Source organism: Chitinophaga sp. 05T412 (genome assembly GCF_056396465.1).
This window is the reverse complement of record NZ_JBFTLN010000001.1, coordinates 533,658-559,566: the sequence shown is the minus strand read 5'-3', so window position 1 is coordinate 559,566 and position 25,909 is coordinate 533,658. Positions and strand designations below refer to the sequence as shown.

Below are 25,909 nucleotides of genomic sequence, written 5' to 3'. Positions count from 1 at the left end.
AAGAAATATGAATACCACGTTTGATTCAAGGTATGCCAGCAGTCCAACAGAAGTGAAGCAAATGGATACCGCGCAGTTGAGACAGGCTTTTCTCATAGAAAATATTTTTATAACAGACCAGCTTACCTGGACACATACGCATTATGATCGTTACCTTACTGGTGGCGCTATGCCCGTGAATGGCCCGGTAACACTGGTGACCCTTGATTTGCTGAAGGCTGATTACTTCCTGGAAAGAAGAGAGCTGGGAATGATCAATGTAGGAGGTGCAGGTACGGTGGAAGTAGATGGAGAAACATTTGAACTCGACTACAAAGAAGCATTATATATTGGTAAGGGAAAGCAGCAGGTGATATTTCGCAGTAAAAATGCGCAGGCACCCGCTAAATTTTACCTGAATTCTACGCCGGCACATCACGCTTATCCTACCCGTAAAGTGTCTAAACACGAAGCGGAAGTAGTCACACTAGGCGCCCTGGAAACGTCTAATCACCGCACTATTAACAAGCTGCTGGTGAATAGCGTATTGGAAACCTGTCAGCTGCAAATGGGGATGACGGAACTGAAACCAGGCAGCGTATGGAATACAATGCCAGCGCATACCCACGATAGAAGAATGGAAGTTTATTTCTATTTTGAAGTACCGGAAGGCCAATCGGTGTGTCACTTTATGGGACAGCCGCAGGAAAGCCGCCATGTGTGGATGCAAAATGAACAGGCGATTATATCGCCACCATGGTCTATTCACAGCGGCGCCGGCACCAGCAATTATACATTTATCTGGGGCATGGCCGGAGAGAACCTGGATTACGGAGATATGGATCATTGCAAGATCACGGAACTACGTTAATAACCTCATAATAGCTGCTATCATGATGAAAAAAATTATCGCAGGAGGCTTGCTGGGCTTGTCTGTTCTGCATGCCAGCTTACCGGCGTTTGCTGCGGGGCCGGCGACGGCTACACAAGCTACTTACGCTGACGCCTATACGGCGCAGGCGGTGCGGGCGCAGATGGAAAAAGTGGCGGCCTGGCAGTGGCGGTATATTACCAATAAAGGCTGGAATCATGCGCCTACCGACTGGACCAATGGCGCCATGTATGCTGGTATGCTATCGCTGACGCAGGTAACGGCGAATCCTTTTTTTGTTGACCGCCTGATACAGGTGGGAAAAGATAACCAATGGAATACGGGACCGGATCGTTTTTTTGCAGATGAATATTGCGTTGGACAGTTGTATTCGCAACTATATAGCGTGTACAAGGAGCCGGTGATGATTGATAAATTCCGCAAACTGGCGGATAGCATTGTAGCGGCGCCACATACAGAATCGCTCGAATGGAGAAATGGTATTCATCACCGCGAGTGGGCCTGGTGCGATGCCCTGTTTATGGGACCGCCGGCGCTGGCGTATTTATCTACCGCTACCGGCGACACACGTTACCTTGAAACAGCTGATAAATTATGGTGGAAAACTACTGACTTCCTGTATAACAAACAGGATAGCCTCTACTACCGCGACGGCAGCTATATCGGGAAGAAGGAGAAAAATGGTACCAATGTATATTGGAGTCGTGGTAACGGTTGGGTGATGGGTGGCCTGGTACGCATGCTGGATAACATGCCTGCTGGTTATGCCGGGAAACAACGTTTCCAGGAATTATACAAGCAAATGGCTTACCGCATTGCGGCACTGCAAACAGCCGATGGTACCTGGCATGCCAGCTTACTGGACCCGGATAATTACCCGGCCAAAGAAACCAGCGGTACCGGATTTTACGTGTATGCGTTGATGTGGGGTATCAATAATGGCTTGTTACCGGAGAAAACATTTTTGCCAGTAGTGCAAAAAGGATGGGACGCCCTTACCAGCTGTGTGCAGCCCAATGGAAAACTGGGCTTTGTGCAGGAAATAGGCGCTGCTCCCGGAAAAGCTACGGCAGATGATACAGAGGTATATGGCGTAGGTGCGTACCTGTTAGCCGGCTCCGAACTGATTAAATATGATCTGCGCAAAAATGCAGCTACTGCGGTTGTCATCTCCAATAACACGGGGGTACACCGGGAAGGGGATTTAGCAGAAGTTGCTTACGCCGACCTGATGAGCAAAGTGAGTAAAAAAGTAGCGGCTTCTTTTAAAATAGTCAACGTAGTGAGCGGCCAGGAAATTCCTTACCAGCTGATCTATGAAGGTGCTAAAACGCCAAAGAAAATATTATTCCAGGTAACCTTACCTGCTGGTGCGCGCATTCATGCGGCGGTGGTAGAAGGTGCACCGGCGCCGGTAAAAGTAGGAGCCTATGGCCGTTACGTGCCGGAGCGCAAAGATGACTATGCCTGGGAAAACGATCGCATGGCGTATCGTATGTATGGCAAAGCATTGGAGCAGGTACCCAAGGAAATGGCTTATGGCATTGATGTATGGGCTAAGCGTACCGATGATATGGTGATTGATACCTGGTATAAACTGGATAACTATCATCACGACAACGGGCAGGGACTGGATTACTACAGCGTTGGTTTAACGCTGGGAGCCGGTGATACCGCTCCTTATGGCAAGGACACGATTTATTATCCAAAGAATTATCATCAGTGGAAAAGACTGGACAATGGTCCGTTGCGTACAACGTTTGCATTGACTTACGATAGCTGGGAGGCGGGTAATATACCCGTTACCGTTACCAAAACTATTTCACTGGATGCTGGTTCTCAGCTGAACCGCATGGAAATGCAGTATAGTTTCAAAGGGAAAGATAAGCTTCCGGTGGTGACGGGTATTGTGAAGCGTAAAGAACCCGGCGCAGTTTTACTGGATGAAAAAACCGGTGTAATGGGCTATTGGGAGCCTACTCACGGGGAAGACGGTACATTAGGCGTGGGTTGTGTGTTTGCGCGGGAAGTACCCGGTATGAAAACGGAAAACGTGCATTTGCTGAGTCCTGGTACGGCAGGTAATCAGCAACCCTATGTGTACTACTTCGGGGCAGCGTGGACCAAAGGCGGCCGGATTACTTCGGCGGCAGACTGGTTTGGTTACCTGGAAACATTTGCACAAAAGATCAAACAACCTTTACAGGTAACACTTCAATAATTCATGATTCCCACGCGGTAACACGTGGGAATCTGTAAATATTTTTATCATGGATTTATTTCAGTTAAAGGGTAAAACAGCGCTGGTAACCGGTTGCAAGCGTGGCATTGGTAAAGCAATGGCGGTGGCGCTGGCAGCGGCGGGCGCGGATGTTATCGGAGTGTCGGCTTCGCTGGAGCTGACGGGGAGTGAGGTAGAGCAGGAGGTGAAGGCATTGGGTCGTAGCTTTAAAGCTTACCAGTGCGACTTTTCCAATCGTGCTGCGTTGTATGCATTTATACAGCAGCTGGAGCAGGAGGTGCCGGTAGTGGATATCCTGGTAAATAATGCAGGTACTATTTTACGTAAGCCGGCGGCAGAGCATCCGGATGAGTATTGGGACGAGGTGATTAACATCAACCTGAATGCTCAATTTATCCTTACCCGTGAAATTGGTAAAGGAATGATTGCCCGTGGAAATGGAAAGGTTATCTTTACGGCATCTCTCCTCACCTTTCAGGGAGGTATTAATGTACCAGGATATGCGGCCAGCAAGGGCGCGGTAGGTTCACTGGTGAAGGCATTTGCCAATGAGTGGGCATCGAAGGGAGTGAATGTGAACGCCATTGCGCCGGGATATATTGCTACCGATAATACGGCAGCACTGAGGGCTGATCAGCAGCGGAGCAGCGCTATACTGGATCGTATTCCGGCGGGGCGCTGGGGACAACCGGAAGATTTTGGAGGCCCCGTAGTTTTCCTGGCATCCAAAGCCGCTGATTATGTACATGGTACTATTCTTACTGTGGATGGTGGCTGGATGGGAAGATAACAGAACATATTACAGCTAATAGTTGCTATACATGAGTAAACAACGTACCGAAAAAACGATCGTGGATATTGCGGAAGAACTGAAACTCTCCGTATCTACTGTGTCACGCGCACTGAACGACAATCCTAACATCAGCGCACGTACGAAAGACAAAGTGAAGAAAATGGCCCGCAAACTGGGATACCGTCCCAATGCGCTGGCAGCAGGTTTGCGGAACAATAAGAGCAAAACCATTGGGTTAATAGTACCCCGCATTTCCATGTTTTTTCCGGCGGCTATCAGCACCATCATCCAGAATAAACTACAGGAACATGGCTATAACCTGATTATTTGCCAGTCGAACGACTCCTATGAACAGGAAGTAACCCTGGTGAATACCCTGTATTCCGCCAGAGTGGATGGTTTAGTGGTATCTACGACGTTATATACCACCGACTTTTCTCATTTCGATGTATTCAAAGACAATAATATTCCGCTGATATTTTTTGACCGGGTGCCCAAAGATTACAATGTAAAAGTGATTAAGGGAGATGACTACCTCGGTGGTCATACCGCTACCACGCACCTGATTGAAAGGGGATGTAAAGATATTGTGCATATCTCTGGTCCGCTGACGAGCAATCTGTATGTAGAAAGAGTAGCCGGTTATAAAAATGCTTTGCAGGAAAATAAGCTGGCATTTAAAAAAGCGCGTGTTTTCTATCATGAGCTGACACGTGAAAATGCCTGGCAGACCTGCGAAAAAATTTTCGCGCAAACACCTTATCCGGATGGCGTTTTCGCCTCCAATGATACTACGGCTATTACCATTATGGAGTATTGCCGTAAAATAAATGTACGGGTACCGGAAGATCTGAAAGTAGTAGGCTATTCCAATGATCCCCGTACAGAAATTGTTACACCACCTGTTACCAGCGTAGATCAATATCCTGCTATGATGGGAGAAAGAGTAGTAGCCGCTTTAATGGAACTGATCAACACGGCACCTTCCAGTGTACCACGTTATTCACAGGAAATAATACCTATTCAACTGATAGCTCGCGAGTCTTCTGCCGGTACGGCAAAGGGCGGCGCCAAAAAGAAATGATCATTTTATAATCACGTTATTTATGAGAAAGAACCTGTTCTTTACGGTAATGTTATTGCCGGTAATGTTGATGCAAACGTATGCACAATCCGGTAAAGCCGACAAAGCCCTGCTCGCAAAGGCAGATGCGACGCTGCAATTTGCAGCACGGCAATATAAGCTGATGATGCAGCATGTACCGGACAGTTTATTACCACGCACCACCAACACCAAAGATGGAAGCCTGATGACGTCTAACTCCGGCTGGTGGACTTCCGGTTTTTATCCCGGTACTAACTGGTTCCTGTATGAATACACCAAAGACCCTGTGTTCAAAGCAGAAGCGCTGAAACGTATGGCAGTGGTGGAAAAAGAACAGTACAATACCCGCACACACGATCTTGGTTTTATGATGTATTGCCCTTTCGGCAACGCATTACGCATCACTCAAGATCCTGCGTATAAAGCTATTTTGCTGACCAGTGCAAAGTCATTGTCTACCCGCTTTAATCCTACCATTGGTTGTATTAAATCCTGGGATCATGGCACCTGGAAATTCCCGGTGATCATCGACAATATGATGAACCTGGAATTGCTGAACTGGGCTTCCCGCGAAACCGGTGATCAGCAATTTGCAAAGATTGCCCGTACGCACGCAAATACTACTATACAGCATCATTTTCGCCCAGATTACAGCTCTTACCATGTGGTGGATTATGATCCGGCAAATGGATCTGTAATAGCCCGTAAAACGCATCAGGGAGCAGCAGATAGTTCTGCATGGTCCCGCGGTCAGGCCTGGGGTTTGTATGGTTATACCATGATGTATCGCGATACCAAAGACAAAGCTTACCTGGATCAGGCCCGTCATATTGCGGAATATATCCTCAACAATCCAACTATGCCGGCCGACCTGGTGCCTTACTGGGACTATCAGGCGCCTGGTATTCCGAATGCGCTGCGTGACGTATCTGCAGCAGCAGTGGCAGCATCTGCGCTGTTGGAGCTGAGTCGCTATACCAATAAAGCAGAAGGCAAACATTACTGGAATGCAGCGGAAAAAATGCTGACCAGTTTATGCAGCCCGGCTTACCTGGCTAAAGAAGGAGAAAACAATGATTTCATATTAATGCACAGTGTGGGTTCTTTGCCACATCAGTCGGAAGTGGATGTACCATTGACTTACGCAGATTATTATTTTGTAGAAGCGTTACTGCGCTACAAGCAATGGGCGAAATAGTTATTGCTGTAACATTTCCTTCGCCGTTAATATTCCTGGTTCGGCGATAATTGTTTTTAATACGGCGGGAGAAGATATATAACTAAATATATTTTCTGCCGCCGTTTTATATGCAGGCATATGGTAAGTGGCCAATGTGGTTAAAACCCGGCAGGCATCTAGGTTTTCACTGAGTACATTATCAGGAGGAAGGTATTTATTGTTGTTGCTGAAGCTGTAAAGTGCTTTGTTTTGCCCGGTAAAATGTGCCAGCATATAATCTGCTGTAGTTTTCGCTGCCTCTAGAATGGCCGTATCATTCGTGAGTTGATAGTAATGTAACAATGCCTCACAGAGATATAGTTGATCCGCCAATGCCACGCTACCGGTGAAAGCCCGGTCATGTACATAACCTCCATCCCGTAATTTATATTTTTGTTGCAATACCTGTAAGATATTACCAGCATTTTTCAAGTGCTTTTCGTCGTTGGTAGCACTGTATAAATATAGCAATGCGTCTGCCAGTTGGGCATTTTCTTTCGCATAGCAGGTGCTGTCTATCTTTGGAATTCCCTTTGCAGCGCGCTCTTCCGCTGATAGTGCAAAATATCCGCCGGCATGTTCTCCTGCTTTCAGATCTGCATCCTGTGAATTGAAGTATAGCTGTTCGTTACTGTGAAGAAATGTATTCAGATAGTGAACGATATGATTGGCTTGCTGCAAAGCACTGCTGTCTTTTGTAGCGGCATAGTATTGCGCGTATATTTTGATATACCTCGCCTGTATGCTGAGTATTTTTTCGAAGTGCGGATGCTCCCAGTCGCCGTTGGTGGAGTATTGATACACGCCACCCCAGGCGGGGTCGTTGATGCGGTAGGAGCCATGAATGGTGAGCGGTAGCCACTTTTTCAACAACGGATCTGTTGTAGCATGACGTATGGCATATGCTATACCATCGTATTCGAGGAAGTGTTGTTGCATGTCGTAACCGCCATTCGTCATGTCGAGATAGGTGAAGAAGTTTTTCTTCACAAATGCGGCGGTGGCAGCAGACCATTTGCCGGGTACCACCACATTGGTCACCGATTTTTTTTGAGGCTCAATATAACGGTAACTATTATACGTTTTTTGAAGCAGTGGCAGGAAATCTGCGGGACTGAAATAGCCGGCTTGCTTTAATAGTTCTCTGCCATCTTCATGAAATATAATAGTGGCAGGCCAGCCATAATCTTTGTATTTGGCGTACAGATCCGGTCGTTTGTCCTGGTTGGCTTTTATGCAGATATAGTGTTGGGCGAGATAGTTGATAACGGCGGGGTTATCGTAGGTAGAATCATCCATCACGTGGCACCAATGGCACCAGCTGGCGCCAAGGTCCAGCAATACTGGTTTATGTTGCGCACTGGCCAGGTCAAAAGCATGTTGATTGAATTCCTGCCATGGAATGCTTTGGCCGGTGGCGCTTTGTGCAAAAAGAAAGCAAATGGAGATGATATACCGGTGTAGCACGGGAGCGTTTTACCAGCATATACGGCGTTGGGAGAAAATTGGTTTAGGCTTTTTTCGGATTGTCTGGAAACAGCGGCAGTGGCTTCTGGCCATCCTCGGTCAGCCATTTTTCATATACCAGTCTCACCGGTTGATAGTCTTTCGATTCCAGGAATTGTTGCATCCGTATGTTGTTGGCGAGTGTATACCTTACCACTCTTCTGATGCCCTTCTTTATATAAATATTTTCCAGTTCTTCATTCATCAGCCGGTAGATGCCCTGGCGGCGGAATTCTGCCGCAACATAGCCATCCGACACATAGAGCGTATCGTTGGTATAATCTTCAATGCGACTTTCATCCGCTTCTTCCAGGTAGGCAAAAATGAATCCGGCGGGGGTATTATCTACGTGCGCGAGCAGGCAGGTACCGTCGCACTCCTCCTGCATTTCAATGACATGCTGCATGTAGTTGGAGGCAATACTTTCCCATGCGGCTGTTTTCAAAAAGAAGTTTTTTTCGGAGAGATGTAATTGCTCCATCATGCTGCTGATAAGCGCATAGTGATCGCGGATTCGTATAGGCGTAATTGTTACCATGAATGTGATGTGTTAACAGGATACTACGATGGTGGATCTTTTTTAGTGTAGTAGCAAGGCGGTATCCATCTCCCTAAAATAATTGAAAAAATATGGGCGGAAAAAAAGTTATTTCCCGCCCATATCCAATATTTAAGCAGGTTTCACCGGACTACCCGTCCAGGTGGTTCCTGGTTGTAATTTTTCTCCTTTCATCACGAGTGAGAGCGGGGCAATATTGGCATCATCGCCAATTTCGCTATCGTATAAAATGATGGATCTGGCACCGATGCTACTTCTCTTACCAATTTTGATGGCGCCTACTTTCATCACTCTATCTTCGAATAAGTGTGTTTGAGGACCGCTGTCTTCGTTTAGCACGCTGTCGCTGCCTATTTCCACCATATCAAATTCTGTGATATCTGCGGTGTTTAATACCACGCGGTGACCGGTTTTTACGCCGAGTAAACGAAGTAATACAGGCAGCCAGGGGGTACCCTTCAGGTATTCCAGCAGGAACGGAATAGAGAGTGCTTCGTAGGTAGAAGTGATGGCTTCACTGCGCCATACTTTGGAAGTCCACATAGGACTTTGCAGTGGCTTATAAACGCCTACCAATATCCATTTCAGCATCACTGTAAACAGGAAAGCAGGGAGGCCCAGGAAGAACAGGTAATAGAACGGAAACTGCAGCAATATCATCCACCAGGGCTTGTCTGTTACCAGGTCATGTGCATAGGCAATGAACAGGATACTGCAACAAATTACCACTGTTTCGGGAATGAGTATACGAATAAATTCTACCAAAGCTCTGGCCAGCCTGCGTTGCGGGGAAGGCGTGGTAGTGAGTTCCGGTGGAAAGAAATGGCTTTCCTGGCGACGAGGAAGGGCAATAGCAGGTGAGCCAAACCAGTCGCGCGCATTACTGCCCGCCAGCTGCTCTTTCGACGGCGGTGTGGATAACACCCCGATGAGCATATTCTCCGGCAGTTCATAACCCTGTGGTATCAGGGCGCTGTTGCCTACAAAACTGGTATTGTGGATAATTGTTTTTTCGAGAATCAGTTGCTGACCCCGTACGTCGGATTCACCGAGGGTTACGGCGTCTGCAATGAAGGCGCCATCGCCTATTTCCAGTAATGGATGGGTGACACTGCTGGCAGTAGATACTTCCGTGTTCTTACCAATTTTAGCGCCTAAAGCACGGAACAGAGAGGAAATATAAACGGTGGCGAAAATGGGATGTATTACAATCAGCGACAATGACATCAGCTGATCAGCAAACCATTTACGCGCATAGAATGCACTGTAAATGGGATAGGTGCCGGGTTTGATGCCCCATTGCAACAAGCGTGTGAGTACCACGGTTTGTGTGGTGAACAAAATGATATAACTCAGTGCCAGCGCGGGTGTAATCACCATGTAATTAAAGTTATAGTCCGGCGCCGCATTATCCATTTGGTTCAGGGTAATGATGGTGGGCAGCAATGGTAGCAGCACGGTGAACGGAAATACCAGCAGGAATAGGGAAAAGATGATGCTGTACTTCATACGGGTCGCTTTGGATACTTCCAAAGGCTGCGGCAGTTCACTGATACTTTTAGTGACTTTCAGTTCAGCGGGGCTGCCCTGCCATACCTCGCCTGTTTTCACATGGCTGTTAGGTGGCAGGAAGCTAAGGTCCTGTAATTCGCTCCACGGTTCCATGATGGTATTGCCGCCAATGATGGCGCTACTACCGATATAGGCATGATCCCCCAGTTGAACGGTGCGTAATTTAAGGAGGCCATCTTCAATGAAAGCGTTGTTGATAATGGCCTGGGAGCTGATACTAACATCGCTGCCGATGGTGACCAGGTCTTCCGCACCAATGGTTACGGCGCCCAATTGTGCATCCGGCGCTATTTTCACGCCCAGCATCCGGAGATAAGCGGGATACAGTGGCGTGCCATTGAGGAATTGGGAAGGCATGAGTCGTTGGATGGTTTTCACCAGCCACCAGCGGAAATAGTAGGAACCCCATACAGGGTAGTCGCCTTCTTTCATTTTACCCATCACCAGCCATTTAGTGAGGATGATGAGGGCAGAGAAAACGGGCGGCAATAAACAGAACATCACCAAAGCGGTGAGGATCGCGTATCCCAGGCTGCTGGTCGCTTGTTCTACGTAGTAATAGCCCAGGTACGGCAGGTAAATCTGCATGGCAAACAAACCGTAGATCACCAGGATGGCAACGGTTTGAGCGCTCCAGCAGGTGAGGTGTCGCCACCAGGGAACTTTATTAAACACCCTCTTTTCCTGTTGACTGGCCTGTGGTTGGGCTGCCCAGGTATCTGCCAGTTTTTGCAGGGGGCGGTGTATGTAAATATCTTTGAGAGATGCTTGTGGTACATTGGCCTCCCGCCGCAAACGTGATACCATGGCTGCTGCCAGCAGGGAGTGGCCTCCGAGGTCAGTAAAGAAATCCTGTTGCAGATCAATTTGCCGGTCAGGAAATACTTTAGAGAGAATGATGAGCAGCTTTTCGGCTAAAGGTGCGTTTGGATCGATGGCTTCGTGGGTAGTTACCTGTGTAAAGGCGGCAGGTACCGGCAGTGCTTTACGGTTTATTTTACCGCTGGGCAGCCGGGGCATATCGTCCAATATCTGGATGATACCGGGCACCATGTAGGGTGGCAATACTTTGGCGAGATGACTTCTCAGTATAGATTCATCAAAAGGTTGGTCATCTTCCTTTACGATATAGCCTACCAGTTGATCCTGGTCGTTACTATCTTTTTTTACGGCTACTGCGGCGGCGGCCACACCAGCGATGCTATTGAGCTGGTTTTCTATTTCACCCAGTTCAATGCGATAGCCACGCAGTTTGATCTGGTCATCGAGGCGGCCCTGGAAATCGATGCTACCATCGGGTAAGATGATGGCGGCGTCACCGGTGCGGTATAATCGGTTGCCAGGCAATTCGGTCATGGCGGCCGGTTTGTCCACAAATTTTTCGCGGGTAAGTTCGGGCCGGTCGATATAGCCTGCGCCTACGCCGGGGCCGGAGATGACAAGTTCACCGCGTTCGCCCACAGGTAAGATATCCAGTTTTTCATCTACCACGGCCATGTTGTAGTTGGGTAATGGCTGGCCGATGGTGATGTAATCGCCGGGTTTTAATGCGGCAAAGGTGGCACTTACGGTAGTTTCCGTAGGGCCGTAACTGTTATAGAACAAGCGCGGAGGAGCTGCCCAGCGGGCCAGTACCTGTGGTGTACAGGCTTCTCCTCCTGCATTGATTAAGCGTAGGGAGGGGATGTTATCATCCATGATAGCCAGCAGGCTGGGTACGGCATGGAGGACGGTGATTTTTTCATGGCGCAGTACATCGCCCAGCTCATCAATAGCTTTGGCGGTAGTAGCATCGGCCACCCAGAGGGTAGCGCCGTTGAAGTAACTGAGCCAGGTTTCTTCGCACCACATATCGAAGGATACGGAGAAGCCCTGGTATACTTTATCGGTAGACTGAACGTTTAAAACCGTTTGTTCTGCGCGGATCAGGTGACATATCTGCCGGTGGCTGATAGGAATACCTTTGGGTTTACCGGTACTACCGGAGGTATACAGTACATAGGCAAAGTTATCTGGTCCGGGACCTGCACTGAGCTGGAAGGTGGTGGTACTGTCGGGTACAGGTGGCACGGTTAATACAGGTGCTTCCAGTTGCAGGGGCGTTTCGCTGAAACAGGCTGCTGCTTTTACTTCGGTGAGTACTACTTCCACGCGTTCGGCGGGCATTTCCCGGTCCAGTGGCACATAGGCAGCGCCGGCCTTAATGATGCCCAGTATGGCTGCATGCAGTTCCAGACCACGTGGCCACCAGATACCAACTACACTACCAGGGCCAATTCCCCTGGATTGTAAATCTGCCGCGATGGCATCGCTCCAGTGATCCAGTTGTTGATAGGTAAGTGTTTGCTGTTGGAATATCAACGCCGTATGATGGGCGTGTGCCTTCACTGCTTGTGAAAAAATATCTGCCAGGGTTTCTTCATGGAGCAAATCTGGCTGCTGGGGCCCCTTAACTATACTGTAAACATTCATAAGTTCGCGTTCCCGTAGGTTCATTGGTGTTTCGTAGCCACAAAGTTACTGGTAAGAATCGGTGTGGCGCCTTAATATACCCTTAAAAAAAATGCGTTGTTTGGGAAAAGTTGCGTATGGTCTGATGAGACAATAATCCGCTTTTCCCGTTTGGTAAATGCTACGCCAATGGCCAGGCTACAATACTTTTTCCATGCTGTCGTACGTGCATTACAGTTATAAGAAACAATCCAATACAGGTTCTTGTTCGTTAGATTTGTTCGCTTATTTTATCCAGTACATTTTCCCAGTAAATCTTCATACGTTCCCGGTCGGCTTCATTTTGCAGGTGGTCCTGATGGAAGCTAACCGTTGTTTTTTCTTTTACCGGGATGACTCTTATTTGTAGTATAGACGCGCCAGGCTCGTTTTCCCTCTGCCATTTCATCCGAATTACTTTGGAGCTGGTAACGGCCGTAACAGTGATATGAATGCCGTTAGGGGTAGAATAGCTATCTCCTTTCTCAAAAGCAATATTGGCTTTATTATCCAGCCAAACACCCAGCACGGGTGGGGTGAATAATAACTCCCAGGCCTGATGGACGCTGATTGGGAAAGTACGGCGGACGCCTATTTCCCAGCCTTGTGACCTGGTGAGCCCTATAGGTGCTTTTTGGGATGCCATGTTTTTTTAAGTTAAGGTACAGAAAAAGGGAGATATTGGCATATGTAATCTATTGATAGTAAGTATTCTTATTATTTAAGTACGGTAGGCTGTGAAAAGGCGGATATTTATACGTGAAAATGCAAAATATTTTTTTATTTTTAAGTAAGCTTGGAGAAGAGTGAAACATTTAACTGGAAATCTGACAATCATCTAATAAAAAATCTAACTGGCATACAAAAACAACCGTATCCAGGCACGTGTCATCCGGGCAATTCATCGTAAGTAGAGCACAAGTATCTGAATTAAAAAGAAGTAAACCAAAATCTGACTGCACATGAGTAAACTGTTACGCATGCCCAATTGGTATTTAGTACTTATCATCTTATTTGTGGCCTTATACCTAGTATAAAAGAAATTATTCTCGTCTAACCGGGCAGGCGCTTTTCAGTGCGGGTCCTTATTTTCATAAGCAAAAACGGGGCTGTCCTTCACAAGCGGGCAGCCCTTCTTTATTAGCAGAAGGTAGAAAGCATAAAGCAAAAAGCTATTGTAGCGAGTGATCATGGCGAATATTTATACGCTCTAATTACTCGCTACAATAGCTTTTTGCTTTATGCTTTATGCCTTCTGCTCCTGGGTTTGTGCTGCTTCCCACCCTATCATGGCGTTTTTGCGGGTGCTGCCCCAGTGGTACTGACCATATTCGCCGGTAGCTTTGATGACCCGGTGACAAGGAATCAGGAAGGCCACGGGATTTTGGCCCACGGCTGTTCCTACGGCCCGGGAAGCGTTAGGGTGCTGGATATCGGTCGCAAGGCGGGAGTAGGTAGTGAGGTTGCCCATGGGTATTTTCAGCAGGGCTTCCCATACTTTCAACTGGAAGTCGGTTCCTTTTAAATGCAGCTTTATTTCAGACAGCCGGCTCCAGTCCTGTGTAAAAATATACAGGGTATTTTGTTGGATGAGGTCTGTCATCTGTGTAAACTGAGCATGTGGGAATTGCGCTTTCAGCGCCTGCAGCGCGGCTTCAGGGTTATCGGCAAAAGCCATGTGGCAAATGCCTTTGGGCGTGGAGGCCACCATGATGTTACCAAAAGGACTTTCTGCAAAGCTGTAATTGATATGCAGGGCTTTGCCGCCATTGCGGTATTCACCCGGCGTCATGCTTTCGATGTTAATAAATAGATCGTGTAAACGCCCGGTACCAGAGAGACCCGCTTCAAAAGCCGCGTCAAATACCGTGACTTTTTCTTCCCGTAATATATTCTTTGCGTAATCCAGCGTGAGATATTGCAGAAACTTTTTAGGCGTTACACCTGCCCACTCAGAAAATACCCGCTGAAAATGAAACGGGCTCATATGCACGGCTGCTGCCACTTCCTGCAGATCAGGCTGTGTTTTAAAATTGTTTTTGATGTAGTCTATTGCCGTTGCAATTTTATCATAATTGTTCATGGCTGTTTATTTTAAAACAAAGGTAGCTGCAGACATATCGCTAAAAAACCCGGTTATTGCTATCTGTGTTTTCGCATCATCCCCCGGATTTTTATGTGAAAGGCGGGGAATTTAATTAAATTCGAAATTACGATAATTTCAGCTGATGCTTGTGTGATCCCAGTACCGCAAGTGATCCTGAAACAAAATATCCGCACATGAATATGCCAAAAATTACCAGCGCAGCATTGATTTGTTTAGCCGCTTTTCTGCCACTATCCAGCTTTGCACAGCAAGCCGCTCCTCCTACCTTTTTGTTGAAGTCCACGGTGCTGCAACAAAGTAAAGCCGCTATTGCACAGCATGACCCGCAGGCTGAAAAGGCATTGGCGGAGTTGTTACAGCAGGCTGGCCGCGCATTACAACACGGTCCGTATGCGGTCACATTTAAAAGTAAAGTACCTCCCAGTGGAGATAAACACGACTATATGAGCGTGGGCCCCTACTGGTGGCCGGATTCCACCAAAGCAAACGGATTGCCTTATATCCGTCGCGATGGGGAAACCAACCCCGAACGCTACACCGTGAAAGACGACAGCTATTTCAATGCGCTATGTGGAGATGTGAAAACACTGGGGCTGGCCTGGTTTTATACCGGTGATGAGCAATATGCAGCTTACGCCGCAAAGCTACTGCACACCTGGTTTCTTGATCCTGCTACCCGGATGAATCCCAATCTCAACTACGGACAAGCCATCCCCGGTATCACCGAAGGGAGAGGCATTGGTTTAATAGATACGCATTCCGTTGTAGCCATGATAGATGGTATGCAACTGTTAAAAAACTCTCCCGCTTTTTCTGCCACTGATTTTGCCGGTATACAGGATTGGTTCCGTCACTTCCTTACCTGGATGCGTACCAGTAAAATAGGACAGGAAGAACTGGTGGCTAAAAATAACCACGGTACCTGGTATGATGTTCAGGCCGTAGCCATTGCCTTGTTTACGGAACAACCGCAACTGGCAAAACAACTATTGCTGGAGCAAACTATGCCGCGCATAGATCATCAGCTGGAAGCAGATGGCCGGCAGCCGCTGGAGCTGGAACGCACCCTCTCCTGGAATTATTCCTACTTTAATCTCGCTGCTTTTTTTGAACTGGCTACCATGGGAGAACAGGTGCAGGTGGACTTGTGGCATTATCAGGGTCCCGGTGGAAGAAGTTTGCGCAAAGCATTTTCCTGGATGTTGCCCTTTGCCGCTAACCAGGCTACCTGGCAGTATCAGCAAATTAAACCCATGAATGCCGATGCTTATATTACCCTGGCAATGATTGCGGCAGATAAATACCGTGACCTGGACTTGTCTGCCTTATGGCAGGTACATCCCAAACAGCCGGATTATACTTACCTGCTCACCGGCTGGGGTAGCTAGTCATTCACCCTTTCTTTTTTTTTCGTGTCATCAGGATGTATCAATGCATCATCATGACAGCGAAACTGAAGTTACTGTTACTGCTATTGGCAGGTAGCCTGCCGGTATTTGCCGGACAGCAGAATCCGGATAGCGTGCGGGCAGCACGGCAAAGTATTATCAAGCTGGTAGTAGCCAGACTGGAAAGAGATCACTATTCCCCCAAAGAATTAAATGATGCCTACTCAAAGGCAGTATGGAAGCGGTTTATCACGGCCATAGACGATTATCGTTCGTTATTCTTACAAAAAGATATTGCACAATTACAGGCCTATGAAACTACGTTAGATGACGAATTGCGTCAGGGAAACGTGCAGTTTTTTAATGTGGCTTTTCCCTTGTATCAGCAACGGGTAAGAGATGCCATTCGCATTACGGATAGCATTTTACAACAACCGGTACCTTTAAAATCAACGGCACAGGTACTGCTGAACCGCCATGACGCAGCGTTCCCTGTGAATGAAAATGATCGGGCCAGCATCTGGGCAAAGCGGCTTACCTATGAAGTATTCAGGAAAATACAGGAATCAGCGGCCACCGACAGCATCGGAAAATTACCGATAGCACAACAGGAGCAATTGGCCAGGGCCAAAGTACAGCGCTGGTTTCAGCGTTCCTTCAGCAATTTGCTGGTAGCTTCTGCAGAAGATGATAAGTTTGCCTTGTATGTAAATGCCGTGGTATTTGAAATGGACCCGCACACCGCCTATAATCCGCCTGCAGATGCACGGATGTTACAGGAACAGATGGCACACCGCTATTATGGATTGGGAATGGAATTGGGCGTGAAAAACGATGAAGTATTTATTAAACGTTTAATCAGTGGGGGCGCGGCTTTACGTAGCGGACTGGTACAGGAAAATGATAACCTGGTACAGGTAAGTAGTCATCGTGGGGAAATGGTAGAAGTAGCAGGCATGCCGCTGAATGATATCTCCCGCCTGATCCGGGGTGATAAGGGCACTATGGTAAAACTGGTACTACGTAAAAGCAATGGCCGGGAATCTATGGTCACTATAGAAAGAGGGATCGTGAATGAAGATGAAACCGGTGCCCGGAGTGCCGTAATTCACCAGCAGCAACAAAAGATCGGGTATATTTATTTGCCTGCTTTTTATAGCGATTTTGAGAGAAGAGATGGCGTGCATTGCGCGGATGATATTGCCAGGGAAGTAGCGCTGTTACAAAAAGAGCAGGTAAGCGGTATTGTGATGGACCTGCGTAATAATCCCGGTGGCTCCCTGGAAGAAGTGGTAAACATGCTGGGACTCTTTCTGCCGCCGGGTCCTAAGGTGCAGTTAAGAAAGCGGGATGGCGTAGCGGTATATAATACGGACTCCACACAACCGTGGTTGTATAAAGGACCACTCACCGTATTAATTAATGAGAACAGTGCTTCTGCAGCAGAAATTTTTGCGGCTGCTATTCAGGATTATCATCGCGGCATTGTGATTGGTAGCGCTTCTTCCTATGGAAAGGGTACGGCGCAGGCTACACTGCCTATGGGTAAAGCTGGTGATCCTGATAAGGGAATTCCCACACAGCTTTTCGGTAGTATCGCGTTGACGCAACATAAATTTTATCGCATTAATGGCGCTTCCACACAGCTGAAAGGCGTTATTCCGGATATCCTGTTGCCGGGAGTAACCGCTTATCGCAAGGTGCAGGAAAGGGATAATGCCACTGCCTTAGCCTGGGATACTATTCCGGGTACTTTGTATGCGGATATGCATAGATCGGATAAAGAGCAGCAGTTGATTACAGCGGGAAATGATTTATGGAAGAATGATAAAGTATTCACTGGCATATTGGAAAATACCAATTGGATGAAACAACACCAGGATGATCAGGTGCCGTTGTCGTTCGACAAATTTAAGCGCCATCAGCAGCAATTGCAGGCGCACCTGGATACGTTGGGTGAAATATGGAAGTTACCGGTAGGAAAACGACTGACACTAACAGGTACCACTACACTAACAGATAAGATTTTACAGGAGCGTTATGAAAAATGGATGACATCAACAGGTGAAGATGCTTATCTGTTAAAGACCGTAGAGATTATGCAGCAGATGGACGGCCTCCGGTAAAAAATGTTTTAGCATGAATGCGGGCTTTTCTGTTCCTTTTTATATTTTGTGGATATAAAGTACAAGATCAACCAGTTTTCATGAATAAAAATGTTCGGGGTTATGGAGGAATATGATAATGATGAGTTGTCGCCCTCCATTGATTCAGCGACCTTTGCCACATTATTCCGCCAGCATTATTCTCACTTATGTACCGTTTCATTTCGGGTAGTTGGTGATAAAGACATCGCCAAAGATATTGCACAGGATTTCTTTCTTCACTGCTGGAACAAGCGTGCCACGTTGCCTGTTGTCAGGAATTTTGGCAGTTATGCTTTTCGGTCGGTGCGGAATGCGTCTTTGAATTATCTGCGGCAGTCGGGGCCCGTTTCTTTTGAGTTGGCAGATGTAGCGGAGGTGGCAGTGCCACAGGAGGAAGAAGCGCCTCCGCGGGAGGAGCTGCACCGGCGGCTCTGGGAGCTTATTGACCAGTTGCCGGAGCAGCGCCGCATTATTTTTTTACTCAGCAACCGCGATGGATTGAAATATACAGAGATTGCCAGCCGGCTGAACATCTCTGTCAATACCGTTAAAACTCATATCCGGCTGGCTTACCAGGTGCTTCGTAAGGAATGCATCTGGCTGATCCGCTGGTTGTTGTTATTTTTTTTGATGAACTAAACAGGGGCGTTCACCCTTTCTTATAAATGAGTGTCTATAACGTATATGGATATGCCGGAAAAAGATATTAACTGGGAAAAACTGTTGCAGCAGCTGGATAAAGGCGCAGAAGAAACGCCTTTGTCTGATGCTGAAGCGGAGGTAGCGAAGCTTTCCGGCGCTATACAGGCGTATCTGCAGGAGGCCGCACAGGAAGAACAGGAATTTCCGATGGCAGAAGGATGGGAGCGGTTTCAGCGTTCCGTACCGGAAGCGGGCGACTTACATCCACGGCCCGTATTAAAAGGCGTGCGTTACCTGCGTTGGGGAATTGCGGCTGCCGTAGCAGCTTTATTAACTTTTGCCGGTGTATATTTTTTACACTTACGCCGGGAAGCGCCTGCAGTAGCCATTGCTAACCTGCCACCCAGCTCAAAGGTGCGGTTGTTATTATCCAATGGTAAGGAGGTGGCATTGGGCAGCGGATCACAGCAATTGGAAGAAGCAGGTGGTACCATCGATGCCAGCGATACCATGATTGTATATCAGCCGGGATTAGCTGCTATCAAGGCTACGGAAACGAATATACTGGAAGTGCCGCGCGGCCACCAGGCTAAAATTGTACTGGCGGATGGCACACGGGTATGGGTAAACGCCGACAGCCGGCTGGAATACCCTGCCGCCTTTCATGGCAGCACCCGCGAAGTAAAGATCACCGGGGAAGCGTATTTTGAAGTAGCCGAAAAAGCTACACAACCATTTATAGTAAAGGCCGGCGACATGCAGGTAAAAGTATTAGGGACTGCATTTAATGTGAATACCTACGACCGGCAAATTCATACCACCTTAGCTGCCGGAAAAGTGAGCGCCAGCGTGAATAACCAGGCCGTGATATTATTGCCTGGAGAACAGGCCACTTATAGTGCAGCCGTACCAGTGCTTAAGAAACAACGGGTAGACGCACGCGTGTATACTGCCTGGAAAGACGGAGATATTTATTTTGAAGAAGCCACGCTGAAAGAGATTGTCCATAGCCTGGAACGGGAATATGATTATACTATTCACTTTGATGACCCTGCCCTGGAGCGCCTGCACTTTACGCTGGATATGCGTAAAACGGGCGCCTTACAGGATATACTGGATAATATTGCCGGTACAACAGGCAAAGTGAAATTCAAAACAGTGAACAGAGTAATTATTGTAAGTAAAAAATAAACGCATCGTTATCATCATTTATCAACCATCGAAGAAGCGGACACTGGTTTTCGTATAAGCGGCTCCGTTTTATTTAAAATCGCTGTACAACAATGAACAGATTATTTAAGCTGACATCAGCCGGAAGGGCTGTGCATGGCGTAGCTATGTCTATTTTGCTGCTACTGTTGTGTATCACCCTGTCACCACATCTATCTGCACAGGACCTTCCTGCGCTCGATAAGAAATTTACCTACAAGGCAGTGAAGAAGCCGCTGCCCGCGGTGCTGAAGGATATTCGTATACTCGCCGCCGTAAGGTTTACCTACAACGTGGAAGAAGTAGAACAGCAGCCACCTGTTACGATAGATGTTAAGAATACGCCGTTAAGAGAGTTGTTAAAACTGTTATTGGAAAAAACGGATCTGGAGTATAGCACTGGCATGGCTGGGATTATTATTTTCCCTAAAGTACAACCGGAAGGGCAGCCGGAACGCAAGGGCTTTTTCCTGAGCGGACAGGTAACAGATAAACAGGGCCTGGCTTTGAGCGGTGTTACCGTACAGGGAATCGCTTCTAAAGTAGGTACCAATACCACGGAAGACGGCATGTTTTTCCTGGTAGTTGAAGAGGCAGATAAAATCCGTGTTTCCCGGTTAGGCATGAAACCTATGATAGTAGCGGTAAAGAAAGGAGAGTTTGCAAAAATCGCCATGGATTCTGTGATCCAGGAAATCCGGGAAGTAGTAGTGAATGGCTACCAGGTGATTGATAAACGGATGTCTACCGCCGCGGTATTTAAACTGGATGCCGCAGATATCATACAACCCGGACAATCGAGTGTAGATAAAATGTTACAGGGAAAGGTACCCGGACTAATGATTGTGAATAACTCCGGTAGTCCGAATGCGGTGCCTAAAATGAGGATTCGCGGTACTTCTACTTTTATTGGTAACGCAGCGCCGGTGTGGGTAATAGATGGTGTGATCAAAGAAGATCCGGTAGATCTGACACCCGCCCAGCTGAACGAAGCCATGGGCGGCGCACAGGGCGCAAATTTTTCTATCATTGGTAATGCTGTATCCGGGCTTAATCCGTTTGATATTGAAAGCATGACTTTTCTGAAGGACGCTGCTGCTACAGCTATCTACGGTATTCGTGCAGCCAACGGCGTTATTGTGATTACTACTAAAAAAGGAAAAAGTGGCCCGGCGCAGTTGTCGTATAATGGTACCCTTACTTTTCAGGCAAGGCCTTCTTATGCACAGTATCAGCTGATGAATTCCCGTCAGCGGGTGGACTTGTCCCGGGAGCTGATGGCAGATGGTTTGAATAACTATAACGTCCGGAATGTGGGCTATGAGAGCCTGGTAAAGCAATTTCTGAACAAGCAAATTACCCTGGACGAACTCAATGCCCGTACAGCAGACATGGAAAAGCTGAATACGGATTGGTTTGGCCGGTTGTTTCGTCCTGCTGTGAGCAATAATCATTCCCTGAGCCTGACGGGAGGCAATGATAAAACAAATTACTATACCTCTTTTAACTATGCCAACAATAGTGGTGCCGCCAAAGAAGACGGCAATAAGCAGTACAGTGTATTATTAAACCTGCACTCCGCCATCACCAAAAGACTCAGCATAGATATCGGCGCCAACGCCAGCTATTTGAGATCTTCCGGCTATTATAGTGTGAATCCTTTTGATTATGCGGTAACGGCAGCACGCACCATTGATCCGTCACTGTTGATCGATAAAGGTATTTCAGGTACGCTGCATATGCCGCTTACCTACAACATCGGGAATGAAATCAATCAAACTACCAACACCGCTACCACTACCAATACGATGTTAACAGCCGCTTTGCATTATCAGGTGGCCAATGGCTGGAAGTGGACAACGTTGCTCAGCGGACAGTTGGGGAGTACAGAAGGCATGCAGGCTGCGTACGATCGCAGCTACCTGATCTCTGCGGAAAGGGGCTATGATTTTGGCGCGGCGGTAAGTGATAGCCTGCGGAAATTATCTGTGTTTCCTTACGGTGGGTTGGCCAATATTAATCATGAAAATCTGGTGGTGCTGAATATGCGTAACCAGCTGGAATATAGTCGTAGCCTGTTTGATAGCCGGGATCGTTTATACGTGATGGTAGGCAATGAGATTAAATCGTTGCAACGCAAAGGCTTTTCATCTGTAGAGTTAGGGTATTTCCCTGACAGGGGTCAAACCTTTTTTTCCGGTGAGTATAATACAGGTGGCGGCGCGGTGAAGGGTGGCACGTATTATCATACTCCTATCATCGTGAATACGCTGAATAATAACATGGGCTATTATGCGGCTGCTACTTATTCATTAATGGGAAAATATGTGTTGAGTGTAACCGGCAGGGCAGATGGTTCTAACCGGTTTGGACAATATTCCAATCAACGTTTTTTGCCGAATATGGTGTTTTCCGGTAGCTGGGATGCGGGCAGTGAACCGTGGTTGAGCAGCAGCCGTATTATCAGCGGGCTGCGTTTTCATGCGTCCTTTGGAACACAAGGAAATGTGGTAGATCAGGTGGGACCACAACTGATTGCCACTTATCCTTCTTCTCCTATTGATGATGGGAGTGGAGAATATATCCTGCATACCAAAAGCCTCGCTTATCCTGACCTGCGCTGGGAAAAGACGTACCAGTCGAACGCCGGAGTGGAATTGTCGTTGTTCAACGGCCGGGTAAATTTTAACGGCGAAGCCTATATGAAAAAAAGTGTGGACTTACTCGCTACCAAAGAATTGCCTTTTGAATATGGTGTGAATAGCATGTTGGTGAATGCGGGAAATATGACGAACAGTGGGTTTGACTTGTTTTTGCAGGTAGTGCCGTTACGTACCAGGAAGGCAGAAATTTCTTTTGATCTCACCTATTCAAAAAATTATAACAATATCGTCAGCAGTCAATACAGTAATCTATATACCAACTATCTGGCAGGAACGGCCCTTATTCCGGGCCGTCCTATCAACAGCTTATGGTCGTACAATTACGCGGGACTGGATCACAACACTGGTGTGCCAAAATTCAATAATACCGGTGTGTTTAAAGATGCCACAGCAGATCCGGCCAGTTTCCTCGTATATTCCGGCAGAAAAGATCCATTGGTGACCATGGGGCTCAATCCCCGCGTACGTTATGGCGCCTTCACGCTGAACATGAATCTTTATCTGAGCTATGGTAACTACAAGCGCCTGAATGCTATTTATAACAAAGCCTTTATTTCAGGTGGAGCGCCTCTTCCGGAAATGAATATGCCGGTTATACTGTCTCAAAGATGGCGTAAGCCCGGTGATGAAGCATTTACAAATATTCCCGCGTTCGGGGGCGACAGGCCGGTACTGATTCCCGTTTCACAGACAGGAGTGAGTCCATATACCATGTACGATCTGTCTGATATACGGGTCGTGAATGCCAGCTTTTTACGTTGCCGTACTATCAATGTTTTTTATCAGGTCCCATCTTCCATCTGTCGTAGTGCATATGTAAAAGGTATCAATATTGGCGGTGCTGTTACAAATCCGTTTACCATTGCCAGCAAGCAATTAATGGGGCAGGACCCTGAAACATTGGGTACCGGCACCACTGCATTACCGGTTACGAAATCCTATTCTTTCACCCTTAATGTTATGTTCTAATGAGAGGGATACAAAAAACAGGGATCATCTGTTTCCTGGTAGTGTTAACAGGATTGACTTCCTGCAGAAAATTTCTGGAAGAGAAGTCGCAGACAGATATGACGCCAAAGTCGACAGAAGATTATAGTGAATTATTGTTTGGAGATGGTTATCCGTTGGCCAATGCCATATTGCAGCCGGAGCTGCAGTTTATGGATGACGACGTACAATGTTACAATACCCCTTTGCTGGTGAATAACCAGCAGGCAGTATTTGGCAATATGCCAGCCTTTACCTGGCAACCGGATTTTTTAGAAGCAGTAGGTAGAAATAATAGTCCGGATGTTACTGCATTCAATTCCTGGGGCGCCTATTATAAATTGATATTAGGCTGTAACGTGGCATTGCAGGCGGTGGATGGCAGCATTGGTAATGATGTGGCGAAGCGATACCTGAAAGGACAGGCATTAGGGCTGAGGGCGTACTATTATTTCATGTTGGTGAACTTATATGGAAAGCCTTACAATGATAGTACTACTACACCCGATAAAAACTTAGGCGTGCCGTTGCGTCTGGATGCTAACTTATACGAAACTTATCCGGCCAGAAATACCGTAGCGGAAGTATACCAACGAATCAGCCAGGATATAGACAGCGCCTGTATCCTGCTGGATGTAGATAAGATCAATAAAACACCTTATCGCTTTAACTACATAGCGGCGCATTTCCTGGCATCGCGGGTAGCATTGTTTATGGAACAATGGGATAAAGCAGTCGCACATGCCAGTATTGTCATGCAGTATCATCCGCAGCTGATGGACCTTCCCACCATTCAGCTGGAAGAGGGGCAATTTATATTGAATACCGTCACCACAGAGAATATATGGTTGTTTGGCAGCACTGAAGAGCGCAAGTCGTTAGGGGTGAATGCGGCGTATGCCTTTTCTGCATCATTAGGTAAGACGTACAAGCCAGGCGATTTGAGGTCTTTTGCGTATTACATGGAACTACCGGATTTTCTGAAACCTATTTTCGGCATGGATTACGTGCAGCGGAAGTTCGATCCCAGTCTGGAGAATATACGTGGCACTGCATGGCGTAGTGCGGAAATGTATCTCAACCGGGCGGAAGCCAATATACAGTTGTATAAAACAACGGGTAAAGCAGCGGCAGCGCAACAGGCACTAACGGACCTGAATACACTCCGTCAGCATCGGTTTGGGCCATGGTCTTATCAGCCACTGGAAATGGCTACTGCGGACGTGATGCTGCAATGGTGCAGAGATGAACGTCGCAGGGAATTCTTTAATGAAGAAGGACATCGCTGGTTTGATTTGCGGCGTTATGGTATGCCTGCACTTACCCATGCGTTTAAACCTTCTATGAGCAGCATCGCTGTATACCGGTTGAAGGCAAAAGATCCACAGTACGTGTTGGCGATACCGGGTGTGGTATTGCAGCGCAATCCGTCTTTGGTTCAGAATCCGCAAAGCACCGGCACCAGGATGCCGGAGTAATTATCACCATTAACTACTTTTGTATGTCCAGATATGTTCGTTTTTCTCGTGCAGGTGTTTTGTTGCTGTTATCACTGTTTACCGGTATCGTTGCCTGTAAGCGGGAAGCTGCGCCTGCGCCATCCGGTGAAAAGTATGGGTACCAGTTACCACAAGGCAATCAGCCGTTTGACGCGGAGATTGCTGCCTTTTACAAAAAATACCATTGCTACATTTTATATAAATATTCGCCGGCAGATTTCAGATATGAAATTGCTACTTCTCTGAATGATACCTCCTGGCAGCCGGACCCGGCGAACGTGGCGCCTGCCCTGAGTTTTTTGATGAAGGAGTGTTTGCAACTATACCCGGATAGTTTTTTGTTGCAGGTATTACCCTATCGTATTCTGTTGCCGGAGCGGATTGATTCTTTTGTGTCACGGGCCGCAGATGCTGTCACCAATAATTATGTGAGCTGTAACGGATTTGCCGCCAGCAATTATATGATGGCTTTTGCGTGGGCCAACAAACAGTTGCCACAACAAACGCCGGCGCAATTGAAAGCGCTGCGTGGAGGATTACACCGGTGTTTGTGGAAGCGCGCCTACAATGCACAACAGCTGGAAATGCCGGATAGTTTTGCGATGTATCAGCCAGACTATATCAACATGGATGAAGACGCCTACTATGCAGCAGGTCTGGTAACGCGTATTACTAATGCGCATACGTTTAATAACCCTTATTGTCTGGGCCAGGATTTTATGGATTTTATCGGCGCCATCACCAGTACCTCCGCCGCAGAAATGGAGCGCACACTGTTGTCGCCACAGGTTGATGTGAGTGGTTTGATACGAGTGAAGTACGATATCATCCGGCGGTATTACCAACGGAAATATAGCATAGACCTGCAGGCCATTGGTAACCGGCCCTGAACTGTTTTTTAAAATTATAT

General features: G+C 47.3%; 17 protein-coding genes. 12 read left to right on the top strand and 5 right to left on the bottom strand.

From position 1 onward, the window contains the following. Positions 1–7 precede the first annotated feature (7 nt). From kduI to AC1DFM_RS02060, 5 genes are read left to right on the top strand one after another with little or no spacing between them, the layout of a single operon-like run. Complete coding sequence (gene kduI / locus AC1DFM_RS02080) at positions 8–850, top strand: 5-dehydro-4-deoxy-D-glucuronate isomerase (protein ID WP_477075071.1); 843 nt, start codon at positions 8–10, stop codon at positions 848–850. Between the two features lie 22 nt (positions 851–872). Beyond that, complete coding sequence (locus tag AC1DFM_RS02075; RefSeq protein WP_477075070.1) at positions 873–3,092, top strand: glycoside hydrolase family 88 protein; 2,220 nt, start codon at positions 873–875, stop codon at positions 3,090–3,092. A 49-nt stretch (positions 3,093–3,141) separates the two neighbouring features. Beyond that, complete coding sequence (locus AC1DFM_RS02070) at positions 3,142–3,903, top strand: SDR family oxidoreductase (RefSeq protein ID WP_477075069.1); 762 nt, start codon at positions 3,142–3,144, stop codon at positions 3,901–3,903. Between the two features lie 31 nt (positions 3,904–3,934). Continuing rightward, positions 3,935–4,990, top strand: a complete 1,056-nt coding sequence (locus tag AC1DFM_RS02065) for a LacI family DNA-binding transcriptional regulator (protein ID WP_477075068.1) — start codon at positions 3,935–3,937, stop codon at positions 4,988–4,990. A 22-nt stretch (positions 4,991–5,012) separates the two neighbouring features. After that, positions 5,013–6,209, top strand: a complete 1,197-nt coding sequence (locus AC1DFM_RS02060) for a glucuronyl hydrolase (RefSeq protein WP_477075067.1) — start codon at positions 5,013–5,015, stop codon at positions 6,207–6,209. On the opposite strand, the gene AC1DFM_RS02055 is transcribed toward AC1DFM_RS02060, so the two are convergent. The 5 genes from AC1DFM_RS02055 to AC1DFM_RS02035 all read right to left on the bottom strand — a co-directional run bounded on the left by AC1DFM_RS02055 (position 6,210) and on the right by AC1DFM_RS02035 (position 14,440). Then, positions 6,210–7,697, bottom strand: coding sequence for a DUF255 domain-containing protein (locus AC1DFM_RS02055; RefSeq protein WP_477075066.1), 1,488 nt, complete (start codon positions 7,695–7,697; stop codon positions 6,210–6,212). 43 nt (positions 7,698–7,740) lie between these two features. Further along, the gene (locus AC1DFM_RS02050; protein ID WP_477075065.1) at positions 7,741–8,274 is read right to left on the bottom strand and encodes a GNAT family N-acetyltransferase; all 534 of its coding nucleotides are present in this window, start codon (positions 8,272–8,274) and stop codon (positions 7,741–7,743) included. A 132-nt stretch (positions 8,275–8,406) separates the two neighbouring features. Then, positions 8,407–12,339 carry a Pls/PosA family non-ribosomal peptide synthetase gene (locus AC1DFM_RS02045; protein ID WP_477075064.1) on the bottom strand — a complete coding sequence of 1,311 codons (3,933 nt, stop codon included), beginning with the start codon at positions 12,337–12,339 and terminating at the stop codon, positions 8,407–8,409. 250 nt (positions 12,340–12,589) lie between these two features. Next, the gene (locus AC1DFM_RS02040; protein ID WP_477075063.1) at positions 12,590–13,003 is read right to left on the bottom strand and encodes an SRPBCC family protein; all 414 of its coding nucleotides are present in this window, start codon (positions 13,001–13,003) and stop codon (positions 12,590–12,592) included. A 600-nt stretch (positions 13,004–13,603) separates the two neighbouring features. Next, entirely contained in the window at positions 13,604–14,440 is an 837-nt protein-coding gene (locus AC1DFM_RS02035; RefSeq protein ID WP_477075062.1) for a bifunctional helix-turn-helix domain-containing protein/methylated-DNA--[protein]-cysteine S-methyltransferase, read from the bottom strand. Between the two features lie 197 nt (positions 14,441–14,637). Here AC1DFM_RS02035 and AC1DFM_RS02030 point away from each other — a divergent pair, with 197 nt between their 5' ends. From AC1DFM_RS02030 to AC1DFM_RS02000, 7 genes are all read left to right on the top strand, one after another. After that, on the top strand, positions 14,638–15,852 hold the full coding sequence (locus AC1DFM_RS02030; protein WP_477075061.1) for an alginate lyase family protein: 1,215 nt from the start codon (positions 14,638–14,640) through the stop codon (positions 15,850–15,852). A gap of 53 nt (positions 15,853–15,905) precedes the next feature. Then, on the top strand, positions 15,906–17,978 hold the full coding sequence (locus AC1DFM_RS02025; RefSeq protein WP_477075060.1) for a carboxy terminal-processing peptidase: 2,073 nt from the start codon (positions 15,906–15,908) through the stop codon (positions 17,976–17,978). A gap of 102 nt (positions 17,979–18,080) precedes the next feature. Continuing rightward, a complete protein-coding gene (locus AC1DFM_RS02020) occupies positions 18,081–18,638 on the top strand; it encodes an RNA polymerase sigma-70 factor (RefSeq protein WP_477075059.1) in 558 nt (185 codons plus the stop codon). 51 nt (positions 18,639–18,689) lie between these two features. After that, complete coding sequence (locus AC1DFM_RS02015) at positions 18,690–19,832, top strand: FecR domain-containing protein (RefSeq protein WP_477075058.1); 1,143 nt, start codon at positions 18,690–18,692, stop codon at positions 19,830–19,832. Between the two features lie 92 nt (positions 19,833–19,924). Further along, complete coding sequence (locus tag AC1DFM_RS02010; protein WP_477075057.1) at positions 19,925–23,482, top strand: SusC/RagA family TonB-linked outer membrane protein; 3,558 nt, start codon at positions 19,925–19,927, stop codon at positions 23,480–23,482. Beyond that, positions 23,482–24,978 carry a RagB/SusD family nutrient uptake outer membrane protein gene (locus AC1DFM_RS02005; protein WP_477075056.1) on the top strand — a complete coding sequence of 499 codons (1,497 nt, stop codon included), beginning with the start codon at positions 23,482–23,484 and terminating at the stop codon, positions 24,976–24,978. The genes AC1DFM_RS02010 and AC1DFM_RS02005 overlap by 1 nt, the downstream gene beginning before the upstream one ends. Before the next feature lie 23 nt (positions 24,979–25,001). Further along, on the top strand, positions 25,002–25,889 hold the full coding sequence (locus AC1DFM_RS02000; protein WP_477075055.1) for a hypothetical protein: 888 nt from the start codon (positions 25,002–25,004) through the stop codon (positions 25,887–25,889). Positions 25,890–25,909: the final 20 nt, after the last annotated feature.